The 17,287-nt window shown below is 71.2% G+C and carries 15 protein-coding genes; 4 read left to right on the forward strand and 11 right to left on the reverse strand.

The genetic code is table 11. The annotated features are described in order from the left end of the window. Positions 1 to 13: 13 nt before the first annotated feature. The 6 genes from folE to dacB form a co-directional block, all read right to left on the reverse strand. On the reverse strand, positions 14 to 619 hold the full coding sequence (folE, locus tag IE225_RS11945) for a GTP cyclohydrolase I FolE (protein WP_190057421.1): 606 nt from the start codon (positions 617 to 619) through the stop codon (positions 14 to 16). A gap of 135 nt (positions 620 to 754) precedes the next feature. Further along, positions 755 to 2,788: an ATP-dependent zinc metalloprotease FtsH gene (ftsH, locus tag IE225_RS11950; RefSeq protein WP_190057422.1), complete on the reverse strand. Its 2,034-nt coding sequence runs from the start codon at positions 2,786 to 2,788 to the stop codon at positions 755 to 757. 175 nt (positions 2,789 to 2,963) lie between these two features. Continuing rightward, complete coding sequence (gene hpt, locus IE225_RS11955; protein WP_190057423.1) at positions 2,964 to 3,524, reverse strand: hypoxanthine phosphoribosyltransferase; 561 nt, start codon at positions 3,522 to 3,524, stop codon at positions 2,964 to 2,966. A 55-nt stretch (positions 3,525 to 3,579) separates the two neighbouring features. Then, complete coding sequence (gene tilS, locus IE225_RS11960) at positions 3,580 to 4,749, reverse strand: tRNA lysidine(34) synthetase TilS (RefSeq protein ID WP_190057424.1); 1,170 nt, start codon at positions 4,747 to 4,749, stop codon at positions 3,580 to 3,582. Between the two features lie 277 nt (positions 4,750 to 5,026). Next, on the reverse strand, positions 5,027 to 6,166 hold the full coding sequence (locus IE225_RS11965; RefSeq protein WP_373303171.1) for an Rv3626c family coenzyme F420 biosynthesis-associated protein: 1,140 nt from the start codon (positions 6,164 to 6,166) through the stop codon (positions 5,027 to 5,029). A gap of 164 nt (positions 6,167 to 6,330) precedes the next feature. Next, positions 6,331 to 8,124: a D-alanyl-D-alanine carboxypeptidase/D-alanyl-D-alanine endopeptidase gene (gene dacB / locus IE225_RS11970; RefSeq protein ID WP_373303172.1), complete on the reverse strand. Its 1,794-nt coding sequence runs from the start codon at positions 8,122 to 8,124 to the stop codon at positions 6,331 to 6,333. 79 nt (positions 8,125 to 8,203) lie between these two features. Between dacB and IE225_RS11975 the strand changes: the two genes are divergently transcribed. Beyond that, entirely contained in the window at positions 8,204 to 8,695 is a 492-nt protein-coding gene (locus IE225_RS11975; RefSeq protein ID WP_190057537.1) for an inorganic diphosphatase, read from the forward strand. Positions 8,696 to 8,808: 113 nt separating this feature from the next. Then, positions 8,809 to 10,512, forward strand: a complete 1,704-nt coding sequence (locus tag IE225_RS11980; RefSeq protein WP_190057425.1) for a threonine/serine exporter family protein — start codon at positions 8,809 to 8,811, stop codon at positions 10,510 to 10,512. 65 nt (positions 10,513 to 10,577) lie between these two features. On the opposite strand, the gene IE225_RS11985 is transcribed toward IE225_RS11980, so the two are convergent. Then, entirely contained in the window at positions 10,578 to 11,645 is a 1,068-nt protein-coding gene (locus IE225_RS11985) for a DedA family protein (protein WP_190057426.1), read from the reverse strand. Between the two features lie 139 nt (positions 11,646 to 11,784). On the opposite strand from IE225_RS11985, the gene IE225_RS11990 reads away from it, so the two are divergent. Beyond that, complete coding sequence (locus IE225_RS11990) at positions 11,785 to 12,150, forward strand: YbjQ family protein (RefSeq protein ID WP_190057427.1); 366 nt, start codon at positions 11,785 to 11,787, stop codon at positions 12,148 to 12,150. A 193-nt stretch (positions 12,151 to 12,343) separates the two neighbouring features. Here IE225_RS11990 and IE225_RS11995 read toward each other — a convergent pair whose 3' ends face one another. The 3 genes from IE225_RS11995 to IE225_RS12005 all read right to left on the reverse strand — a co-directional run bounded on the left by IE225_RS11995 (position 12,344) and on the right by IE225_RS12005 (position 15,647). Beyond that, positions 12,344 to 12,898: a DinB family protein gene (locus IE225_RS11995; protein WP_190057428.1), complete on the reverse strand. Its 555-nt coding sequence runs from the start codon at positions 12,896 to 12,898 to the stop codon at positions 12,344 to 12,346. A gap of 196 nt (positions 12,899 to 13,094) precedes the next feature. Beyond that, the gene (locus tag IE225_RS12000) at positions 13,095 to 14,555 is read right to left on the reverse strand and encodes an aldehyde dehydrogenase family protein (protein ID WP_190057429.1); all 1,461 of its coding nucleotides are present in this window, start codon (positions 14,553 to 14,555) and stop codon (positions 13,095 to 13,097) included. A 255-nt stretch (positions 14,556 to 14,810) separates the two neighbouring features. Continuing rightward, the gene (locus IE225_RS12005) at positions 14,811 to 15,647 is read right to left on the reverse strand and encodes a Sco1979 family transcriptional regulator (RefSeq protein ID WP_506004980.1); all 837 of its coding nucleotides are present in this window, start codon (positions 15,645 to 15,647) and stop codon (positions 14,811 to 14,813) included. Between the two features lie 363 nt (positions 15,648 to 16,010). Here IE225_RS12005 and IE225_RS12010 point away from each other — a divergent pair, with 363 nt between their 5' ends. Next, positions 16,011 to 16,514: an ATP-binding protein gene (locus IE225_RS12010; protein WP_229879461.1), complete on the forward strand. Its 504-nt coding sequence runs from the start codon at positions 16,011 to 16,013 to the stop codon at positions 16,512 to 16,514. A gap of 377 nt (positions 16,515 to 16,891) precedes the next feature. Here IE225_RS12010 and IE225_RS12015 read toward each other — a convergent pair whose 3' ends face one another. After that, the gene (locus IE225_RS12015) at positions 16,892 to 17,161 is read right to left on the reverse strand and encodes a DUF397 domain-containing protein (RefSeq protein WP_190057431.1); all 270 of its coding nucleotides are present in this window, start codon (positions 17,159 to 17,161) and stop codon (positions 16,892 to 16,894) included. Positions 17,162 to 17,287: the final 126 nt, after the last annotated feature.

Raw genomic sequence — 17,287 nt, forward strand, 5'->3', positions numbered from 1 at the left:
GCGAAGCCGGTGATCAGTCCGCCATGATGAGGCTCATCGCCTCATTGCGGGTGGCGGGGTCCCGCAACTGACCGCGCACCGCCGACGTAATGGTCTTGGCGCCGGGCTTCCGAACCCCGCGCATCGTCATGCACATGTGCTCGCACTCGACGACGACGATCACTCCGCGCGGCTCCAGGATCTTCATCAGGGAGTCGGCGATCTGCGTGGTGAGTCGTTCCTGCACCTGCGGGCGCCGGGCGTACACATCCACCAGCCGAGCCAGTTTGGAGAGGCCGGTGATCTTGCCGTCGACGGACGGAATGTACCCAACATGGGCAACTCCGACGAATGGCACCAGATGATGTTCACACGAGGACATGACCTCGATGTCCTTCACCAGCACCATCTCGTCGTGTCCGAGGTCGAACGTCGTCGTCAGGACGTCCTCGGGCTTCTGCCACAGCCCCGCGAATATCTCCCGGTACGCCCGCGCCACCCGTGCCGGTGTCTCGCGCAGCCCCTCGCGGTCCGGGTCCTCGCCGACCGCGATGAGGAGTTCCCGCACGGCGTTCTCGGCGCGCTTCTCGTCGAACTCGCCGATGCGGTGCTCGCCGGCCAGCGTCACGGGGTCGGTCATGTGGTGCCTCGTTCCTGAAGATGTCCTGCGTGCGGGCATGTCACAGCAATGCCGCGCCCCCCAGGCTAGAACCAGGGGGGCGCGGCATCCATTCCGTGGCCGGTGGGGTGGATCACCCACCCGCTGCCGGGCGGGTCAGCCGTCGGAGCGGTCCTCCGGGGACGGCTCCGGGGTGGCGGTCTCGGTCGTGGACTTGACCGTGCTGATCGACGCCGTCGCGCCGTTCGCGCCGTTGGTCAGGGCCAGCTCCTTCGGGGAGAGCACCGGCGGGCGGGTGGACGGGGTGCGGCGGGAGGAGCCGGTCCAGGCGGGCCGCGGCGGGCGCTTGACGACCGGGGCGAAGATCTCGGCGATCTCCTCCTTGCCGAGGGTCTCCTTCTCCAGGAGGGCGAGGACGAGGTTGTCGAGGACGTCGCGGTTCTCGACCAGGATCTCCCAGGCCTCGTTGTGCGCGTTCTCGATGAGCTTCTTGACCTCTTCGTCGACCAGCGCGGCGACCTCCTCGGAGTAGTCGCGCTGGTGGGCCATCTCACGTCCGAGGAACGGCTCGCTGTTGTCGCTGCCGAACTTGATCGCGCCGAGGCGCTCGGTCATGCCGTACTGGGTGACCATCGCGCGGGCCAGGTTGGTGGCCTTCTCGATGTCGTTCGCGGCGCCCGTGGTCGGGTCGTGGAAGACCAGTTCCTCGGCCGCACGGCCGCCCAGCATGTAGGCGAGCTGGTCGAGCATCTCGTTGCGCGTGGTGGAGTACTTGTCCTCGTCCGGCAGGACCATGGTGTAGCCGAGGGCGCGGCCGCGGGACAGGATGGTGATCTTGTGGACGGGGTCGGAGTTCGGGGAGGCCGCCGCGACCAGGGCGTGTCCGCCCTCGTGGTACGCGGTGATCTTCTTCTCCTTGTCCGACATGATCCGGGTGCGCTTCTGCGGGCCGGCGACCACGCGGTCGATGGCCTCGTCGAGCATCTTGTTGTCGATCAGCTTCTTGTCGCTGCGGGCCGTCAGCAGCGCGGCCTCGTTCAGGACGTTGGCGAGGTCGGCGCCGGTCATGCCGGGGGTGCGGCGGGCGACGGCCTCCAGGTCGACGTCGGGCGCGACGGGCTTGCCCTTCTGGTGGACCTTGAGGATCTCCAGGCGGCCCTGCTTGTCGGGCCGGTCGACGGCGATCTGCCGGTCGAAGCGGCCGGGGCGCAGCAGGGCGGGGTCGAGGATGTCGGGCCGGTTGGTGGCGGCGATGAGGATGACGCCGCCCTTGACGTCGAAGCCGTCCATCTCGACGAGCAGCTGGTTCAGGGTCTGCTCGCGCTCGTCGTGTCCGCCGCCGAGGCCGGCGCCGCGGTGGCGGCCGACGGCGTCGATCTCGTCGACGAAGACGATCGCCGGGGCGTTGGCCTTGGCCTGTTCGAACAGGTCGCGGACGCGGGAGGCGCCGACGCCGACGAACATCTCGACGAAGTCGGAGCCGGAGATCGAGTAGAAGGGCACCCCGGCCTCGCCGGCGACGGCGCGCGCGAGCAGCGTCTTGCCGGTGCCGGGCGGACCGTAGAGCAGGACGCCCTTGGGGATCTTGGCGCCGACGGCCTGAAACTTGGCCGGTTCCTGCAGGAACTCCTTGATCTCCTGGAGTTCCTCGACGGCCTCGTCCGCGCCGGCGACGTCGGCGAACGTCGTCTTGGGCGTGTCCTTGGTGATGAGCTTGGCCTTGGACTTGCCGAAGTTCATCACCCGGGAGCCGCCGCCCTGCATCTGGTTCATCAGGAACAGGAAGACGACGACGATGAGGACGAAGGGCAGCAGCGAGAGCAGGACGCTGACGAAGGGGTTCTGCTTGGACGGCGAGACCGTGTAGCCCTTCGGGATCTGCTTCTGCTCGTACTTGTTCTGCAGCGTGGTGGCGATGTTGACGCCTTGGTCGCCGATGTAGCTGGCCTGGATCTTCGAGGCGCCGCTGACCTTCACACCGTCCTTGAGCTGGACCTTGATGGTCTGCTCGTCACCGGTGGTGAGCTTGGCCGACTCGACCTTGTTGGTATTGATCGCCTGGACGACCTGGCCGGTGTCCACCGTCTTGTAGCCACCGGACGAGCCGACGACCTGCATCAACACGACCACGGCAAGGACGGCCAGCACGATCCACATGACCGGCCCACGGAAGTATCGCTTCACGTCCATCCATACGGAGCGGTGCCGCCCCGTCCCTCCTGCCATAGTGAGTCTGATAAGACAGTTCTTCTGACGGTACCCCAGCATTGCCGTCCGAAGCCGCACGGGACGGCTGGCGATCCCGCCTCCGCTTGCTCCAACGGTTCCGTACCCGCCGGGGTTCCCGGTCCGCGTACGGGTCCGCTCAGCCGCCGTAGACGTGAGGCGCGAGCGTACCCACGAACGGCAGGTTGCGGTACTTCTCCGCGTAGTCGAGGCCGTAGCCGACGACGAATTCGTTCGGGATGTCGAACCCGACCCATTCCACGTCGATGGCGACCTTGGCGGCCTCGGGCTTGCGCAGCAGGGTGCACACCTTCAGGGACGCCGGTTCGCGCGAGCCCAGGTTGTTGATCAGCCAGGACAGGGTGAGGCCGGAGTCGATGATGTCCTCGACGATGAGGACGTGCTTGCCCTTGATGTCGGTGTCGAGGTCCTTCAGGATCCGCACGACACCGGAGGACTGGGTGCCCGCCCCGTACGAGGATACGGCCATCCAGTCCATGGTGACGGGGGTGGACAGCGCCCGGGCGAGGTCGGCCATGACCATGACCGCGCCCTTGAGGACACCGACGAGGAGCAGGTCCTTGCCCGCGTACTCCGCGTCGATCTTCGCGGCGAGCTCGGCCAGCTTCGCGTCGATCTCTTCCTTGGTGATGAGTACCTGCTTGAGGTCGGCACCCATGTCTTTCGCGTCCACCCGCATCACTTTCGGTCGTCCCGCCGGCCGCCTCCCCGAGGGGAGGCCCGAGGGTAGGGATTCAGCCTTGCCGAATCACCAGTCTGCCACCCTGCCGCTGAGCGACGACCTTGCCCGGGAGGTTGATGGCCCCCTGGCCCCGCCAGCCGGTGATGAGCCGGTCGATCTCCTCGATGTGCCGGGCGAAGAGGGAGCCGGCGGGGGCGCCGGCGGCGATGGCGGCGCGGCGCAGGACGCGGCGGCGCACGGCGGGTGGCAGGGCGTGCAGTTTGGCGCACTCCAGCAGGCCGCCGGCGTCGCGCACGCCGGCTTCGGCGGCGGCGGCCCAGGCGTCGAGGGCGTCGGCGTCGTCGCGGGAGAGCTGGGCGGTGCGGGCGAGGGCCTCGACGACGCCCTTGCCGAGCGCTTTCTCCAGGGCGGGCAGGCCCTCGTGGCGCAGCCGGGAGCGGGTGTAGGCGGGGTCGCTGTTGTGCGGGTCGTCCCAGACGGGCAGGGACTGGACCATGCATGCCTTGCGGGCGGTCTGCCGGTCGATGTGCAGGAAGGGGCGGCGGTAGCGGCCGCCGGCCCCCGAGACCGCGGCCATGCCGGACAGGGAACGGATGCCGGAGCCGCGGGCGAGGCCCAGCAGGACGGTTTCGGCTTGGTCGTCGCGGGTGTGGCCGAGCAGCACGGCGGCGGCGCCGTGGCGTTCGGCGACGGCGTCGAGGGCGGCGTAGCGGGCGTCGCGGGCGGCGGCCTCGGGCCCGCCTTCGCGGCCGACGGTGACGGCGACGGACTCGACGGGGCTCAGGCCCAGCTCGCGCAGCCGCTGGGCGACCTCGGCGGCGCGTGTGTCGGAGCCGGGCTGCAGGCCGTGGTCGACGGTGACGCCGCCGGCGCGGACGCCGAGCCTGGGCGCCTCGAAGGCGAGGGCGGAGGCGAGGGCCATGGAGTCGGCGCCGCCGGAGCAGGCCACGAGCACGAGCGGGGAGGGGGTCCGCTCGTGGGGGGTCTGCTGGGAGGCGGGCCGGTCGGCCGGCGTGGGCCGTCCGCAGGTCTGTCCGGGGTGTTGGGGGGGCTGCGGGATCCCTTGCGCGGCCGCGGCCGCGGGCGCGGGCGGCGCGGCGGGTTCCGGGAGGGCCGTGGTGGGCCGGGGAGCGGCCGGGGCGGCGGCCTGCTCGGTGAGGATGTCGTGGAGGACGCGGCGGACCGCCAGGCGTATCGCCGCGACCGCAGGATGGGGACCCATGTCCGGTTCCCTTCGTGAAGCTTGTCCGGGGGTGGGGGCCGAGTTCGGTCACTCAGAGTGTCTCGATGGTGACAGAACCGGGCCGTTCTCCGAGCATTGCACGCCTTCCCCTGGCTCACGGTCCCTCGGACGGGTGATTGGAGGGGCGCTCGCCTGCCGTCGGCCGGATTCCGTCACTCCGTTCCGGCTGTGTTTACGCCTCCACTCCGTTTCGGCGGTGTTCATGCCTCCACTCCGTTTCGGCGGTGTTCATGCCTCCACTCCGTTTCGGCGGTGTTCACGCCTCCGGCCTGCGGTGCACCCGCGCGACCCAGTCCGCCGGTTTGGAGATCTCCGTCTTGGTGGGCAGGGTGTTCGGTGAGGTCCACACCTTGTTGAAGCCGTCCATGCCGACCTCCTCGACGACGGCCCGCACGAAGCGTTCGCCGTCCCGGTACTGCCGCAGTTTGGCGTCCAGGCCGAGCAGTTTGCGCAGGGCCATGTCCAGGCGGGAGGCGCCCTTCTGGCGGCGCTGCTGGAACTTCTCGCGGATCTCCGCGACGGTCGGCACGACGTCGGGGCCCACGCCGTCCATGACGTAGTCGGCGTGTCCTTCCAGCAGCGACATCACGGCGGTCAGGCGGCCGAGGATCTCCCGCTGGGCGGGGGTCTGCACGAGCTCGACGAGGGAGTGCCCGCCGTCCTCCCGCTCGCCCTCCGGCCGGCCGCCGACGAGGGACTGGGCAGCGTCCCGGACGCGCTCCAGGAGCGTCATCGGGTCGACGTCGGTCTCCGCGAGAAACGACTGGATCTCGCCTTCGAGGTGGTCGCGCAGCCAGGGCACCGCCGAGAACTGGGTGCGGTGCGTCTCCTCGTGCAGGCACACCCACAGGCGGAAGTCGTGCGGCTGGACGTCCAGCTCCCGCTCGACGTGCACGATGTTGGGTGCGACCAGCAGCAGCCGGCCGCCGCCGTTCTCCCCGGCCGGCAGTTCGCGGGTGGACGGGGCGAACGTCTCGTACTGGCCCAGCACGCGGGAGGCGAGGAACGACAGCAGCATCCCCAGCTCCACGCCGGTGACCTTGCCGCCGACCGCGCCGAACAGCGCGCCGCCGGGGCTCTGGGAGCGCCGCTGCTGCATCTTGTCCAGCAGCGGTTTGAGAATCTCCCGGAACCCCGCCACGTTCGCCCGGATCCAGCCCGGGCGGTCGACGACGAGGACCGGGGTGTCGTGGGTCTCCTCGCCGCCCATACGAGTGAAGCCCCGGACGTGCTCCTCCGAGGCCTTGGCGTGCCGGCGCAGCTCCGCGACGACGGCCCGAGCCTCGTCGCGGGTGACGTCGGGGCCGGGTCGTACGAGCCGGGTCGCGGTCGCCACGGCGAGGTTCCAGTCGACCATCCCGGGGGATGCGGAGAAGGCAGCGCCACCGATGCTCATGTGTCAACCGTACGGGAGCGCCGCCGGTGCGGGCAGGGCGTGACGACCGGGGGCCGCGCCTTTGTTCGAACGTGGTGGTGCCGCCGCTGTTTGAAGGTGGCGGTGCCGCCGCGGGTCCGCGCCGCCGGCGCACCGCGTCCCGGCCGCCGTCCGCGGGCGGCGGGTCACCGGCAGCCGCACCCCGCCAGTGCCGTCGCCGCCCGGTCCAGGGCCGACTGGGCCGCGGCCGGGTCGGTCGTCCCGGAGGCCAGGAAGGCGAAGGCCAGCAGGCGGCCGGTGCGGTCGACCACGGTGCCGGCGAGGGTGTTGACGCCGGTGAGGGTGCCGGTCTTGGCGCGGACCACGCCGGCGGCGGTGGCGGCGGTGGCGCCGGTGTAGCGGGTGGTGAGGGTGCCGGTGAAGCCGGCGACGGGCAGGCCGGTGAGGACGGGCCGCAGCTCGGGGTGGGCCGGGGAGCCGGCCTGGGTGAGGAGGGCGGTGAGGAGGCCGGCGGTGAGGCGGTCGTCGCGGTTCAGGCCGCTGCCGTCGTGGAAGGCGGCGCCGCCGAGCGGGAGACCGAGCCGCTTCAGCCGGCCGGCGATCGCGGCGGCGCCGCCGGGGAAGTCGGGGCGGTGGCCGGTGGCGAGGGCGGTGTGCCGGGCCAGGGCCTCGGCGATGTCGTTGTCGCTGTGGGTGAGCATGCGCTCGACCAGGTCGGACAGCGGGGGGGAGGAGACGGCGGCGAGGGTGGTCGCGCGGGCGGTGGCCCTGGAGGGGCCGGGCACGGTGGTGGTGATGCCGCGCTCCTTGAGCAGACCGGCGAAGGTGCGGGCCGCGGACGCCGCCGGGTCGGTGTCGCGGGGTGCGGGGCCGGCGGCGGAGCCGTCGGTGCGGGCCTCGTCCACCATCAGGGCGGTAACGGGCGCGAGGTTGTCGTTTACCCCGATGGGGTGAAGTGCGGGGCCGGTGTAGAGCGTGGTGTCGTACGACAGCGTCACCGTGCGCAGCCCGTGCCGCTTCAGGGCCGCGGCCGTCCGGTCCGCCAGCGTGCGCAGGCTCGCCCAGCCCGCGGCGTCCTCGCGGGCGGTGAGGGTGGGGTCGCCGCCGCCCACGAGGACCAGCTCGCGGGTGCCGGGTTCGAGGACGGCGCGGGTGGTGAGGCGGTGGTCGGGGCCGAGCGCGGACAGGGCGGCGACGGCGGTGGCGATCTTGGTGGTGGAGGCGGGGGTCAGCGCGTCGTCGGCGCCCCGGCCGTACAGGAGCCTGCCGGTGGCGACGTCGACGACCGCGGCGGCGCGCCGGGCGCCCAGGGACGGCACGTCCAGCAGCGGGCCGAGGACGCCGGCCAGGGCCGGGCCGGCGGGCGCGGTCCCCGGGCCGTCGGTGCCGCCGGCGAGGCCCACCAGGACGGAGGGGGCGCTGGGCGCGGGGCGGGGCATACCGGACGTACGGCCGTGATCTGCGCCACCCCCGGCGCCCCGGGCCACTGCCCAGTCCCGCTCGGCCGTACGCTGACCGGTGGAGTCCCAGGGACCGGCGGCGGTCACCACACCGGCGGCGAGCGCCAGTCCGGCGGTGGCGGCGCCCGCGGTGTACTGCCAGGTCTTCAGGGGCCGGGTCGTGCTCCTCGCCGTGCGCGCGGGGAGCGGGGCCGCGGCCCGCGTGAGCCGCGCGATCCGCGGTCCCACGGTCTGCGTGAGGCGCGCCACCCGCGGCTTCACGGCCTGCGTGAGGCGCGTGACGTGCGGCTTCACGGATTGCGTGAGGCGCGTGACGTGCGGCTTCACGGACCGCGCCGGCCGGGCGACCGGAAGGTCCGCCGACTGCGTCGTCCGGGCGGCCCGCAGTCTCGCGGTCAGCCGCGCGAGACGCGGTCGCACGGTCTGCGCGGCCCCGGCCAGACGCGGCCGCGCCGCGCGCGCGAGGCGCGCCAGCCGTGGTTTCGCGGCCTGCCACGCCCTCACCTCTGGCACGACCACCAGCCCCTTTCGCGATCACTCACCTGCGTGAGGGACACTTAACCACCAGAACTATGTGCTGATCATGGAGGAGCCACCGGTGGAGTTCGACGTCACGATCGAGATCCCGAAGGGTTCGCGCAACAAGTACGAGGTGGACCACGAGACCGGTCGTATCCGCCTGGACCGCCGTCTCTTCACCTCGACCAGCTACCCGGCCGACTACGGCTTCGTCGAGAACACCCTCGGCGAGGACGGCGACCCGCTGGACGCGCTGGTCATCCTGGACGAGCCCACGTTCCCCGGCTGCCTGATCAAGTGCCGCGCCATCGGGATGTTCCGGATGACGGACGAGGCCGGCGGCGACGACAAGGTGCTGTGCGTGCCGGCGTCCGACCCGCGGGTGGAGCACCTGCGTGACATCCACCACGTGTCGGAGTTCGACCGGCTGGAGATCCAGCACTTCTTCGAGGTCTACAAGGACCTGGAGCCCGGCAAGTCGGTCGAGGGCGCCAACTGGGTCGGCCGCGCCGACGCCGAGGCGGAGATCGAGCGGTCCCTGAAGCGCTTCAAGGAGCAGGGCGGCCACTGATCCGCCGCCGCACCGCCCGCGGACCGCGTGACCCCTGTGGGTGACGCGGTCCGTTCGCTCACCTGTGCACATACTGAGGCTTACGGAATGTGTCGTTCAGGGAGCGTTGCCCAGTGACGGATGCGGAGGACCGCACACCGCAGTCGGACGAGGCCAGGAGCGCGTTTCGCCCTCCGGTCGGAACGGTGGACGGCGACGGTGAGGCGTCCACCACCTGCGAGTTCGCGATTCCGGAGGGGCTGGCCGTGCCCCGGGCGGTGCCGGAGTCGGAGGTCACCTCCGAGTTCGCGGTCCCCGAGGGCCTGAAGGTGCCGCAGCCGTCGGCGGCCGAGCCGGAGGGCTCCGCGTTCAGTCCGCCGAGCACGTACCACGCCCGTACGGCCCCGCCCGCGTTCACCCCACCCACCGGCATACCCGTGGTCACGCTGACCAAGGACCTGCCCTGGCAGGACCGGATGCGCACCATGCTGCGCCTGCCGGTGGCCGAGCGGCCCGCGCCCGAGCCGGTGCAGCGGGTGGAGGACGACGGCGGCCCGGCCGTACCGCGCGTCCTCGACCTGACCCTGCGCATCGGGGAGCTGCTGCTGGCCGGCGGCGAGGGCGCCGAGGACGTGGAGACGGCGATGTTCGCCGTGTGCCGCTCCTACGGCCTGGACCGCTGCGAGCCGAACGTCACCTTCACCCTGCTGTCGATCTCCTACCAGCCGTCCCTGGTCGACGATCCCGTCTCCGCCTCCCGCACGGTGCGCCGCCGCGGCACCGACTACACGCGTCTGGCGGCCGTCTACCGGCTCGTCGACGACCTCCACGATCCCGAGACGCACGTCTCCCTGGAGGAGGCCTACCGGCGCCTGGCGGAGATCCGCCGCAACCGCCACCCCTACCCCGGCTGGGCGATCACCGCGGCCGCCGGGCTGCTCGCGGGCGCGGCCTCGGTGCTCGTCGGCGGCAATCTCGTCGTGTTCGTGGCCGCCGCGCTGGGCGCGATGCTCGGCGACCGGCTGGCGTGGCTGTGCGCGGGGCGCGGGCTGCCGGAGTTCTACCAGTTCATGGTCGCCGCGATGCCGCCTGCCGCGGTCGGCGTCGCCCTCACCCTCGCCCACGTCCACGTGCGGGCGTCCGCCGTCATCACCGGTGGCCTGTTCGCGCTGCTGCCCGGGCGGGCGCTGGTCGCGGGCGTGCAGGACGGGCTGACCGGCTTCTACATCACCGCCTCCGCGCGCCTGCTGGAGGTCATGTACTTCTTCGTCGGCATCGTCACCGGCGTGCTGGTGGTGCTCTACTTCGGCGTGAAGCTGGGCGCCCCGCTCAATCCGGACGCGGCCCTGCACCTGTCCGAACGGCCGCTGTGGCAGCTCGGCGCGTCCATGCTGCTGTCGCTGACCTTCGCCGTCCTGCTCCAGCAGGAACGGTCCACCGTGCTGCTGGTGACCCTCAACGGAGGCGTCGCCTGGGCCGTCTACGGCGCGATGCACTACGTCGGCGACCTCTCGCCGGTCGCCTCCACGGCCGTGGCCGCCGGCCTGGTCGGGCTGTTCGGGCAGCTGCTGTCGCGGTACCAGTTCGCGTCGGCGCTGCCGTACACCACCGCCGCCATCGGGCCCCTGCTGCCGGGATCGGCCACCTACTTCGGGCTGCTGTCCATCGCGCAGAACGAGGTGGACGCGGGCCTGGTGTCCCTGGTCAAGGCCGCGTCGCTGGCGATGGCGATCGCCATCGGCGTCAACCTGGGGTCGGAGATCTTCCGGCTGTTCCTGCGGGTTCCGGGCGCGGACGCGGCACGGCGGCGGGCGGCCAAGCGGACGCGGGGGTTCTAGCGGGTTCCGTGCCTCACGGGGCGCGGCGGCCGTCCTCCCTCACGGGGCGCGGCGTCCGTCCTCCCTCACGGGGCGCGGCGTCCGTCCTCGTCGTACGGGTACGGCCAGTCCTGCTGCTGGGGGTGCGGCCGGCCGTAGTAGTGCTGGTCGTAGCCGTACGGCTGCTGGGGGTGGGGCTGCTGTGGCTGGGGCTGCTGCTGGGGATGGGGCTGGGTGTAGCCCTGGCCGCCGTAACCCTGGTCGCCGTATCCCTGGTCGCCGTATCCCTGGTCGCCGTAACCCTGCCGGTCATAGGTCTCCTGGCCGTACGGCTGGTGGCCGTGCGGCTGCTGGGCGTACGGCCGGCCGTACCCCTGCGCGTCGTACCGCTGCCCGCCGTACTCCTGCCCGCCGTACCCCTGGTCCTGGTGGGCGGGCTCCACGCGGCGCAGGCGGGTCGTGGCGTCGTCCATGAGCGGCGGTGCCGCGGGCTGCTCCTGCGCGGCCGCCGACTCCTGCGCGGCCGGCGCGTTCTTCGCCTTGGAGCGGGCGCGCAGGTACTCGATGCCGATGGGGACGACCGAGACGAGGACGATCAGGATGAGGATCGCCTCGATGTTGTTCTTGACGAAGCCGACGTTGCCGAGCCAGGAGCCGAGGAGGGTCACGCCGGCGCCCCACAGGACGCCGCCGATGACGTTGAACACCAGGAACGAGCGGTACCGCATGCCGCTGACGCCGGCGATGATCGGCGTGAACGTACGCACGATGGGCACGAAGCGGGCCAGGACCAGGGACTTCGGGCCGTGTTTCTCGAAGAACTCGTGCGCCTTGGTGACGTTCTCCTGCTTGAACAGGCGCGAGTCGGGCCGGGTGAACAGCGATGGGCCGACCTTGCGGCCGAACATGTAGCCCGCCTGGTCGCCGAGGACCGCGGCGAGGCAGATCAGGGCGATGGCGGCGGCCAGCGGGAAGTCCAGCTGGTTCGAGGTGATCAGCAGACCGCAGGTGAACAGCAGCGAGTCACCCGGCAGGAAGAAGCCGATGAGCAGGCCCGACTCCGCGAAGACGATGAGGAGCAGACCCCAGATGCCGAACGTGTCCAGCAGATAGTTCGGATCGAGCCAGCTCGGGCCGAGGGCAAGCGTCGTCACGGTTCCGGGCTCCTGACGGTGGGGACGCGGCGGTTTTTCTGATACGGCCGCACAAAGCTATCAACGCCCGGTGTCCTCTCCGGGTTCCACCGGCCCCTTTGGGGTGCGCCGTGGGCCTTCCGGGCGGAAGCTGTGGGACATGGGCATCGATGAGTACGGCGGTGGTCAGGGGCCCCGGCCGGACGTGCTGGTGGTGACGGCGAACGACGTGCCCGGGCACCGGGTCCAGGAGGTGCTGGGCGAGGTCTTCGGGCTGACCGTCCGGTCCCGGCACCTCGGCAGCAAGATCGGCGCCGGTCTGAAGTCGGTGGTCGGCGGGGAGCTGCGCGGACTCACCAAGACCCTCGTCGAGACCCGCAACCAGGCCATGGAACGCCTCGTCGAGCAGGCCCGCGCGCGGGGTGCCAACGCGGTCCTCGCCTTCCGCTTCGACGTCACCGAGACGGCGGACATCGGCACGGAGGTGTGCGCGTACGGGACGGCGGTGGTGCTGGCCCGGGAGTGAGTCCGGCCGGTAGGAGTGAGTCCGGCCGGTAAGAGTGAGTCCGGGTCAGTGCGGGCGCATCCGGGTCAGTGGGGATGAGTCCAGGTCGGCGGGAGCGAGTCCGGGCTGATGGGGGCGATTCCGGGCTGTTGGGGGGGGCGAGTCCGGGCCGGGGCCGGGCGTGTCACCGGCCTCCCGGCCCCGGACGGAACATCTAGGCGGGACCCGGGGCTCCGTTCCGGGCGAGGGCCACCAGCTCGAACGCCGTCCTGCCGTCCAGGGACTCGCGGATGATGTCGGCGTGGCCGGCGTGCCGGGCGGTCTCGCGGATGAGGTGCAGCAGCAGCCAGCGCAGCGAGACGCGCTCGTCCGGCGGGAACCAGGGGGCGTTCGGCAGCGGGAAGGTGACGTCCAGACTGGGCGCCGAGCGGATGAACGCCTCCGTCTCGGCGGCGACCTTCTCCCAGTACTCCAGCTGGGAGGCGACCGTCTCCTCGCCGGTCAGCCGGAAGCACTCGTGCCAGTTCGACTCGTTCCGCTCGACCGCCGGCGGCTCGCCCTTGGCGCGGGCGATCCAGCCCTGTTCGACCTCGGCGACGTGCTTGACCAGCCCGCCGAGCGACAGCTCGCTCGCGCTGGGGGTGCTGCGGGCCTGCTCCTCCGTCAGACCGAGCACGGCCCGGCGGATGCCGCCGCGCTGCTCGTCGAGGAAGGCGAGAAGCGCCCCGCGCTCGTCGCCCGGTGCCTCGGCGCGTACGTGCATGACCATGACAGCCACCTTTCGTCGGGTCCGGTTTTCCTGACACCGACGACGCTACGGCCCCTTGCGGTCAGGTTCTGTCCGCAAGGGGCCCGGCGATGGAAGTGCGGGGCTGAACGGAGGTGAACAGGGGAACGCGGTCGGTCGCGACCGGAACGAGCCGGAATGGCCAGAACGGCCAGAACGGCCAGGACGGTCGGAACGGTCAGAACGGGAAGCCGCTCCGGCCGTGCTGGACCGAGATCCACTTCAGCGTGGTGAAGGCGTCCAGGGTGGTCTCGCCGTTGAGGCGGCCCACGCCGGAGTTCTTCTCGCCGCCGAAGGGGACGAGCGGCTCGTCGTGCACGGTGCCGTCGTTGACGTGGAACATGCCGGTGTCGATCTGCTTGGCGAAGTTCACGCCGCGCTCGACGTCGGCGGTGTGCACGGCGCCGCTGAGGCCGTACGGGGTGTCGTTGACGATGCGCACCGCCTCCTCCTCGCCGTCGAAGGGGATGAGGAAGGCGACCGGGCCGAAGATCTCCTGCCGCAGCAGGGCGGAGTCGGCGGGCACGTCGGTCAGGACGGACGGCTCGACGAGGGTGTCGCGGGTCTCGCCGCGCACCAGGGCGGTGGCGCCCTCGGCGAGGGCCTGCTCGACGGCGCCGGAGACGGCATCCGCCTGCTGGGAGTTGATCACCGGGCCGATCACCGTCTGCGGGTCGCTGGGGTCGCCGACCTTCAGGGACCTGACCTTGGTGACGAACTTCTCGGTGAACTCCGCCTGCACCGAGCGGTCGACCAGGATGCGGTTGGCGGCCATGCAGACCTGGCCCTGGTGGACGTAGCGGCTGAAGACGGCGGCGTCGACGGCGTAGTCGAGGTCGGCGTCGTCGAGGACGACCAGCGCGCTGTTGCCGCCCAGTTCGAGGACCGCGCGCTTGAACTGCGCGGCGCAGACGGTGGCGACGTGACGGCCGACCTTGTCGGAGCCGGTGAAGGAGATGACCTTCGGAACGGGATGCTCCAGGAAGGCGTCACCGATCTCCGCGACGTCCGTGATGAGGACGTTGAGCAGGCCGGCGGGCAGACCCGCGTCCTCGAAGATCTTCGCGATCAGGGAGCCGCCGGTGATCGGGGTGTTCTGGTGCGGCTTGAGGACGACGGCGTTGCCGAGCGCGAGCGCCGGCGCGACCGACTTGAGCGACAGCAGGAACGGGAAGTTGAAGGGGCTGATCACGCCGACGACGCCGACGGGGACGCGGTAGAGGCGGTTCTCCTTGCCGTCGATCGGGGAGGGGAGGATCCGGCCCTCGGGACGCAGCGCCAGGTGGATCGACTCGCGCAGGAACTCCTTGGCGAGGTGCAGTTCGAAGCCGGCCTTCAGGTGGGTGCCGCCCAGCTCGGCGATGATCACCTCGGTGATCTCCCGCTCGCGCTCCTCGATCAGCCGCAGCGCTCTCTCGAACACCGCGCGACGGGAGTAGGGGTTGGTCGCGGCCCACTCCTTCTGGGCGCGGGCGGCCGCCCGGTAGGCCTCGTCGACCTCCTCGGCCGTGGCTATGGTGATCGAGGCGAGCTTCTCGCCGTTGTACGGGTTGAAGTCGATGATGTCCCAGGAGCCTGTGCCCGGGCGCCACTCACCACCGATGTACTGCTGGGCCAGCTCGGTGAAGTAGGACGACATGTGGACCCCTCGAATCCCTCGCCGCGGCGACGACTGCACGGACGCCTGAACAGGCGTCATCGTACGCTCGTTCCAAGCGAGTTGAGGGGGAGCTTCGGTCAACTCGCGGACAACTCGAGGGGTGTCCGCGGGGCCGCCCGTTCCCGGGCCGGCCGGTCACCGGGCCATCCGGCCACTCGGTCTCCCGGTCTCCCGGTCTCCCGGTCACCTGACCACCCGGCCACCCGGTCACTCGGTCATCCGGCTCCCTGATCGTCAGATCAGCTGCAGCAGGCCCCGCAGCAGGTCGCGGCTCTCGTCCGGGCCGGGACTGTCGTGCTGCAGTTCCTTCATCGCCTTCTCGTACTGGGCAACGTCCTCCCCCTTGTCCAGGTAGAGGGCGCTGGTGAGCTGCTCCAGGTAGACCACGTCCGACAGGTCGGACTCCGGGAAGCTCAGGATCGTGAAGGCGCCGGACTCGCCGGAGTGCCCGCCGAAGCTGAACGGCATGACCTGCAGCCGCACGTTCTCCCGCTCGGACATCTCGATCAGGTGCTGGATCTGGCCACGCATCACCTCGCGGTCGCCGTAGGGGCGGCGCAGCGCGGCCTCGTCCAGAACGATGTGGAACTCCGGGGCGCTCTCGGAGACGAGGTGCTTCTGCCGCTCCAGGCGCAGCGCCACACGCTTCTCGACGTCCGCCTCGCTCGCGCCCTTCATGCCGCGCCGGACGACCGCGCGGGCGTAGTCCTCGGTCTGCAGCAGACCGTGCACGAACTGCACCTCGTAGGCGCGGATCAGGGACGCCGCACCCTCCAGGCCGACGTACGTCGGGAACCAGCTGGGCAGCACGTCCGAGTAGCTGTGCCACCAGCCGGCGACGTTCGCCTCCCGGGCCAGGGACACCAGGGACGCGCGCTCCTGCTCGTCCGTGATGCCGTACAGCGTCAGCAGGTCCTCCACGTCCCTCGTCTTGAAGCTCACCCGGCCCAGCTCCATCCGGCTGATCTTCGATTCCGAGGCACGGATGTGGTACCCCGCCGCCTCGCGCGTGATCCCCCGAGCTTCACGCAGTCGCCTGAGTTGCGAGCCGAGCAGCATGCGCCGCACCACCGATCCGGGCTCTCCCGCGCTCACGTTCGTCAGCCTCCCCAACGTCTTCAGGGATCGCAGTCTGCCACTAAAACACTCCGAGCTGTACTCGTCCGGTTACAGATACGGCAAGGAGCCGGAGGCCGGAGGGGCACGGAGACCGGTGGGGACGGGGCGAGAAGGGGCGGCGAGACAGGTGGGAGGCGCGGAGAGGGCAGAAAAAATGGCCGGGAATCGGTACGTCAGCACCTATTTCGGTCGCGTGCACGTGCATCTGCCCTTGCATCTGATGTTCCCATCCGAAACGATGGTCCCGCGCCACCGCCGCATCGCTACGACCGCGAATTCCCGGGAGTGCCTCGCATGGGGACGAATGGATCGACCATGCTCGAGCCGTTACGGCAGGGCCTTCCGCCACTGGATCCCGCGGCCGTGTCCAACGCCGCCTCGTGCGCCCTGCCCGCCCGCCACGACGCGGTGCGCGAAGCCCGGCGCTTCACCCGCGGCACACTGGAGCAGTGGCACGTCGGCGAGCGTTTCGACGACATCTGCCTGGTGGTCTCCGAACTCGTCACCAACGCCCTGCGGCACGCGCTGCCGGCCTCCGCGGCCTCCCCGGTCCGCGCGGCCGGCGAGGTGGCCGCGCCGGGGGGACTCCCGCCCGTGCGGCTGCACCTGATGCTGTGGACGGGACGCCTGGTGTGCGCGGTGCGCGATCCCAGCTACGACGGTCCCGTGGCCAGCGACCCGGACGACTGCTCCGCGGAGTCCGGACGCGGGCTGTTCCTCGTCGACTCCTTCAGCGACGGCTGGGGCTGGCACCCGCTCTCCGGGCCGGTGGGCGGGAAGGTCGTGTGGGCGCTCTTCCGGCTGCCCCAGGACTGGTAGACACAGGGATTTGCAGGACACGGCCCCGCAGGACATGGGCCCCGCAGGACACGGGCCCCGCAGGACACGGGCCCCGCAGGACATGGGAACTTGCGGGGCACGGGGACGTGCAGGGTGCAGGGACTCGTGGAGCACGAGGATGGATGCATGGGGCATGCCGACTGACCGCCCTGCCCTGGTGACCCCGCCCCACGGCTGTCCTTGCGGCCTTCACGGCCGGTCCCACGGCCGGCCCCACGGCGCGGAGGCGCACGCACGGCGGCGCGGGAACGTGCGCACGCCGAAGCGGGCGGGGCCGTCGTACGCGCCGGAGTGCGCCCGCGTGCGGCGGGCGTCCCGCGGCGCCCCGGCGACCCGGCGCCTTTTCCGTTTCCGGATCAGCCCGCGATCAGGTGGTCGAACTCGCCGTCCTTGACGCCCAGCAGCATCGCCTCGATCTCGGCGCGCGTATAGACGAGGGCGGGGCCGTCCGGGAACCGGGAGTTGCGCACGGCCACGTCCCCTCCGGGCAGCCGCGCGAACTCCACGCAGGAACCCTGCGAGTTGCTGTGGCGGCTCTTCTGCCAGGCCACCCCACGCAGTTGCGTGGCCGCCATGCCGTTGTACACGTCGTACCCCCCGCACACGCCGTCGACGTCGTGTTCCACAGGTCGCTCCCCGGTGGTGCACTGGCTGGTGTGGCCATTGGTGCATTGGTCAACTGAACCGGATCATAGCTGTGTTCACGTGCATATGCATGCGCAGATGCACGTGCACGAGGGGTGGTCCCTCGG

The organism is Streptomyces echinoruber (assembly GCF_014651135.1).
Lineage (GTDB): Bacteria > Actinomycetota > Actinomycetes > Streptomycetales > Streptomycetaceae > Streptomyces > Streptomyces echinoruber.

Excerpts from the sequence above, each read along its gene's own strand:
- folE (WP_190057421.1), bottom strand. The coding sequence starts at position 619 with ATGACCGACCCCGTGACGCTGGCCGGCGAGCACCGCATCGGCGAGTTC.
- ftsH (WP_190057422.1), bottom strand. The coding sequence starts at position 2,788 with ATGGACGTGAAGCGATACTTCCGTGGGCCGGTCATGTGGATCGTGCTG.
- hpt (WP_190057423.1), bottom strand. The coding sequence starts at position 3,524 with ATGCGGGTGGACGCGAAAGACATGGGTGCCGACCTCAAGCAGGTACTC.
- tilS (WP_190057424.1), bottom strand. The coding sequence starts at position 4,749 with ATGGGTCCCCATCCTGCGGTCGCGGCGATACGCCTGGCGGTCCGCCGC.
- IE225_RS11965 (WP_373303171.1), bottom strand. The coding sequence starts at position 6,166 with ATGAGCATCGGTGGCGCTGCCTTCTCCGCATCCCCCGGGATGGTCGAC.
- IE225_RS11990 (WP_190057427.1), top strand. The coding sequence starts at position 11,785 with ATGGGCATCGATGAGTACGGCGGTGGTCAGGGGCCCCGGCCGGACGTG.
- IE225_RS11995 (WP_190057428.1), bottom strand. The coding sequence starts at position 12,898 with ATGGTCATGCACGTACGCGCCGAGGCACCGGGCGACGAGCGCGGGGCG.
- IE225_RS12000 (WP_190057429.1), bottom strand. The coding sequence starts at position 14,555 with ATGTCGTCCTACTTCACCGAGCTGGCCCAGCAGTACATCGGTGGTGAG.
- IE225_RS12010 (WP_229879461.1), top strand. The coding sequence starts at position 16,011 with ATGCTCGAGCCGTTACGGCAGGGCCTTCCGCCACTGGATCCCGCGGCC.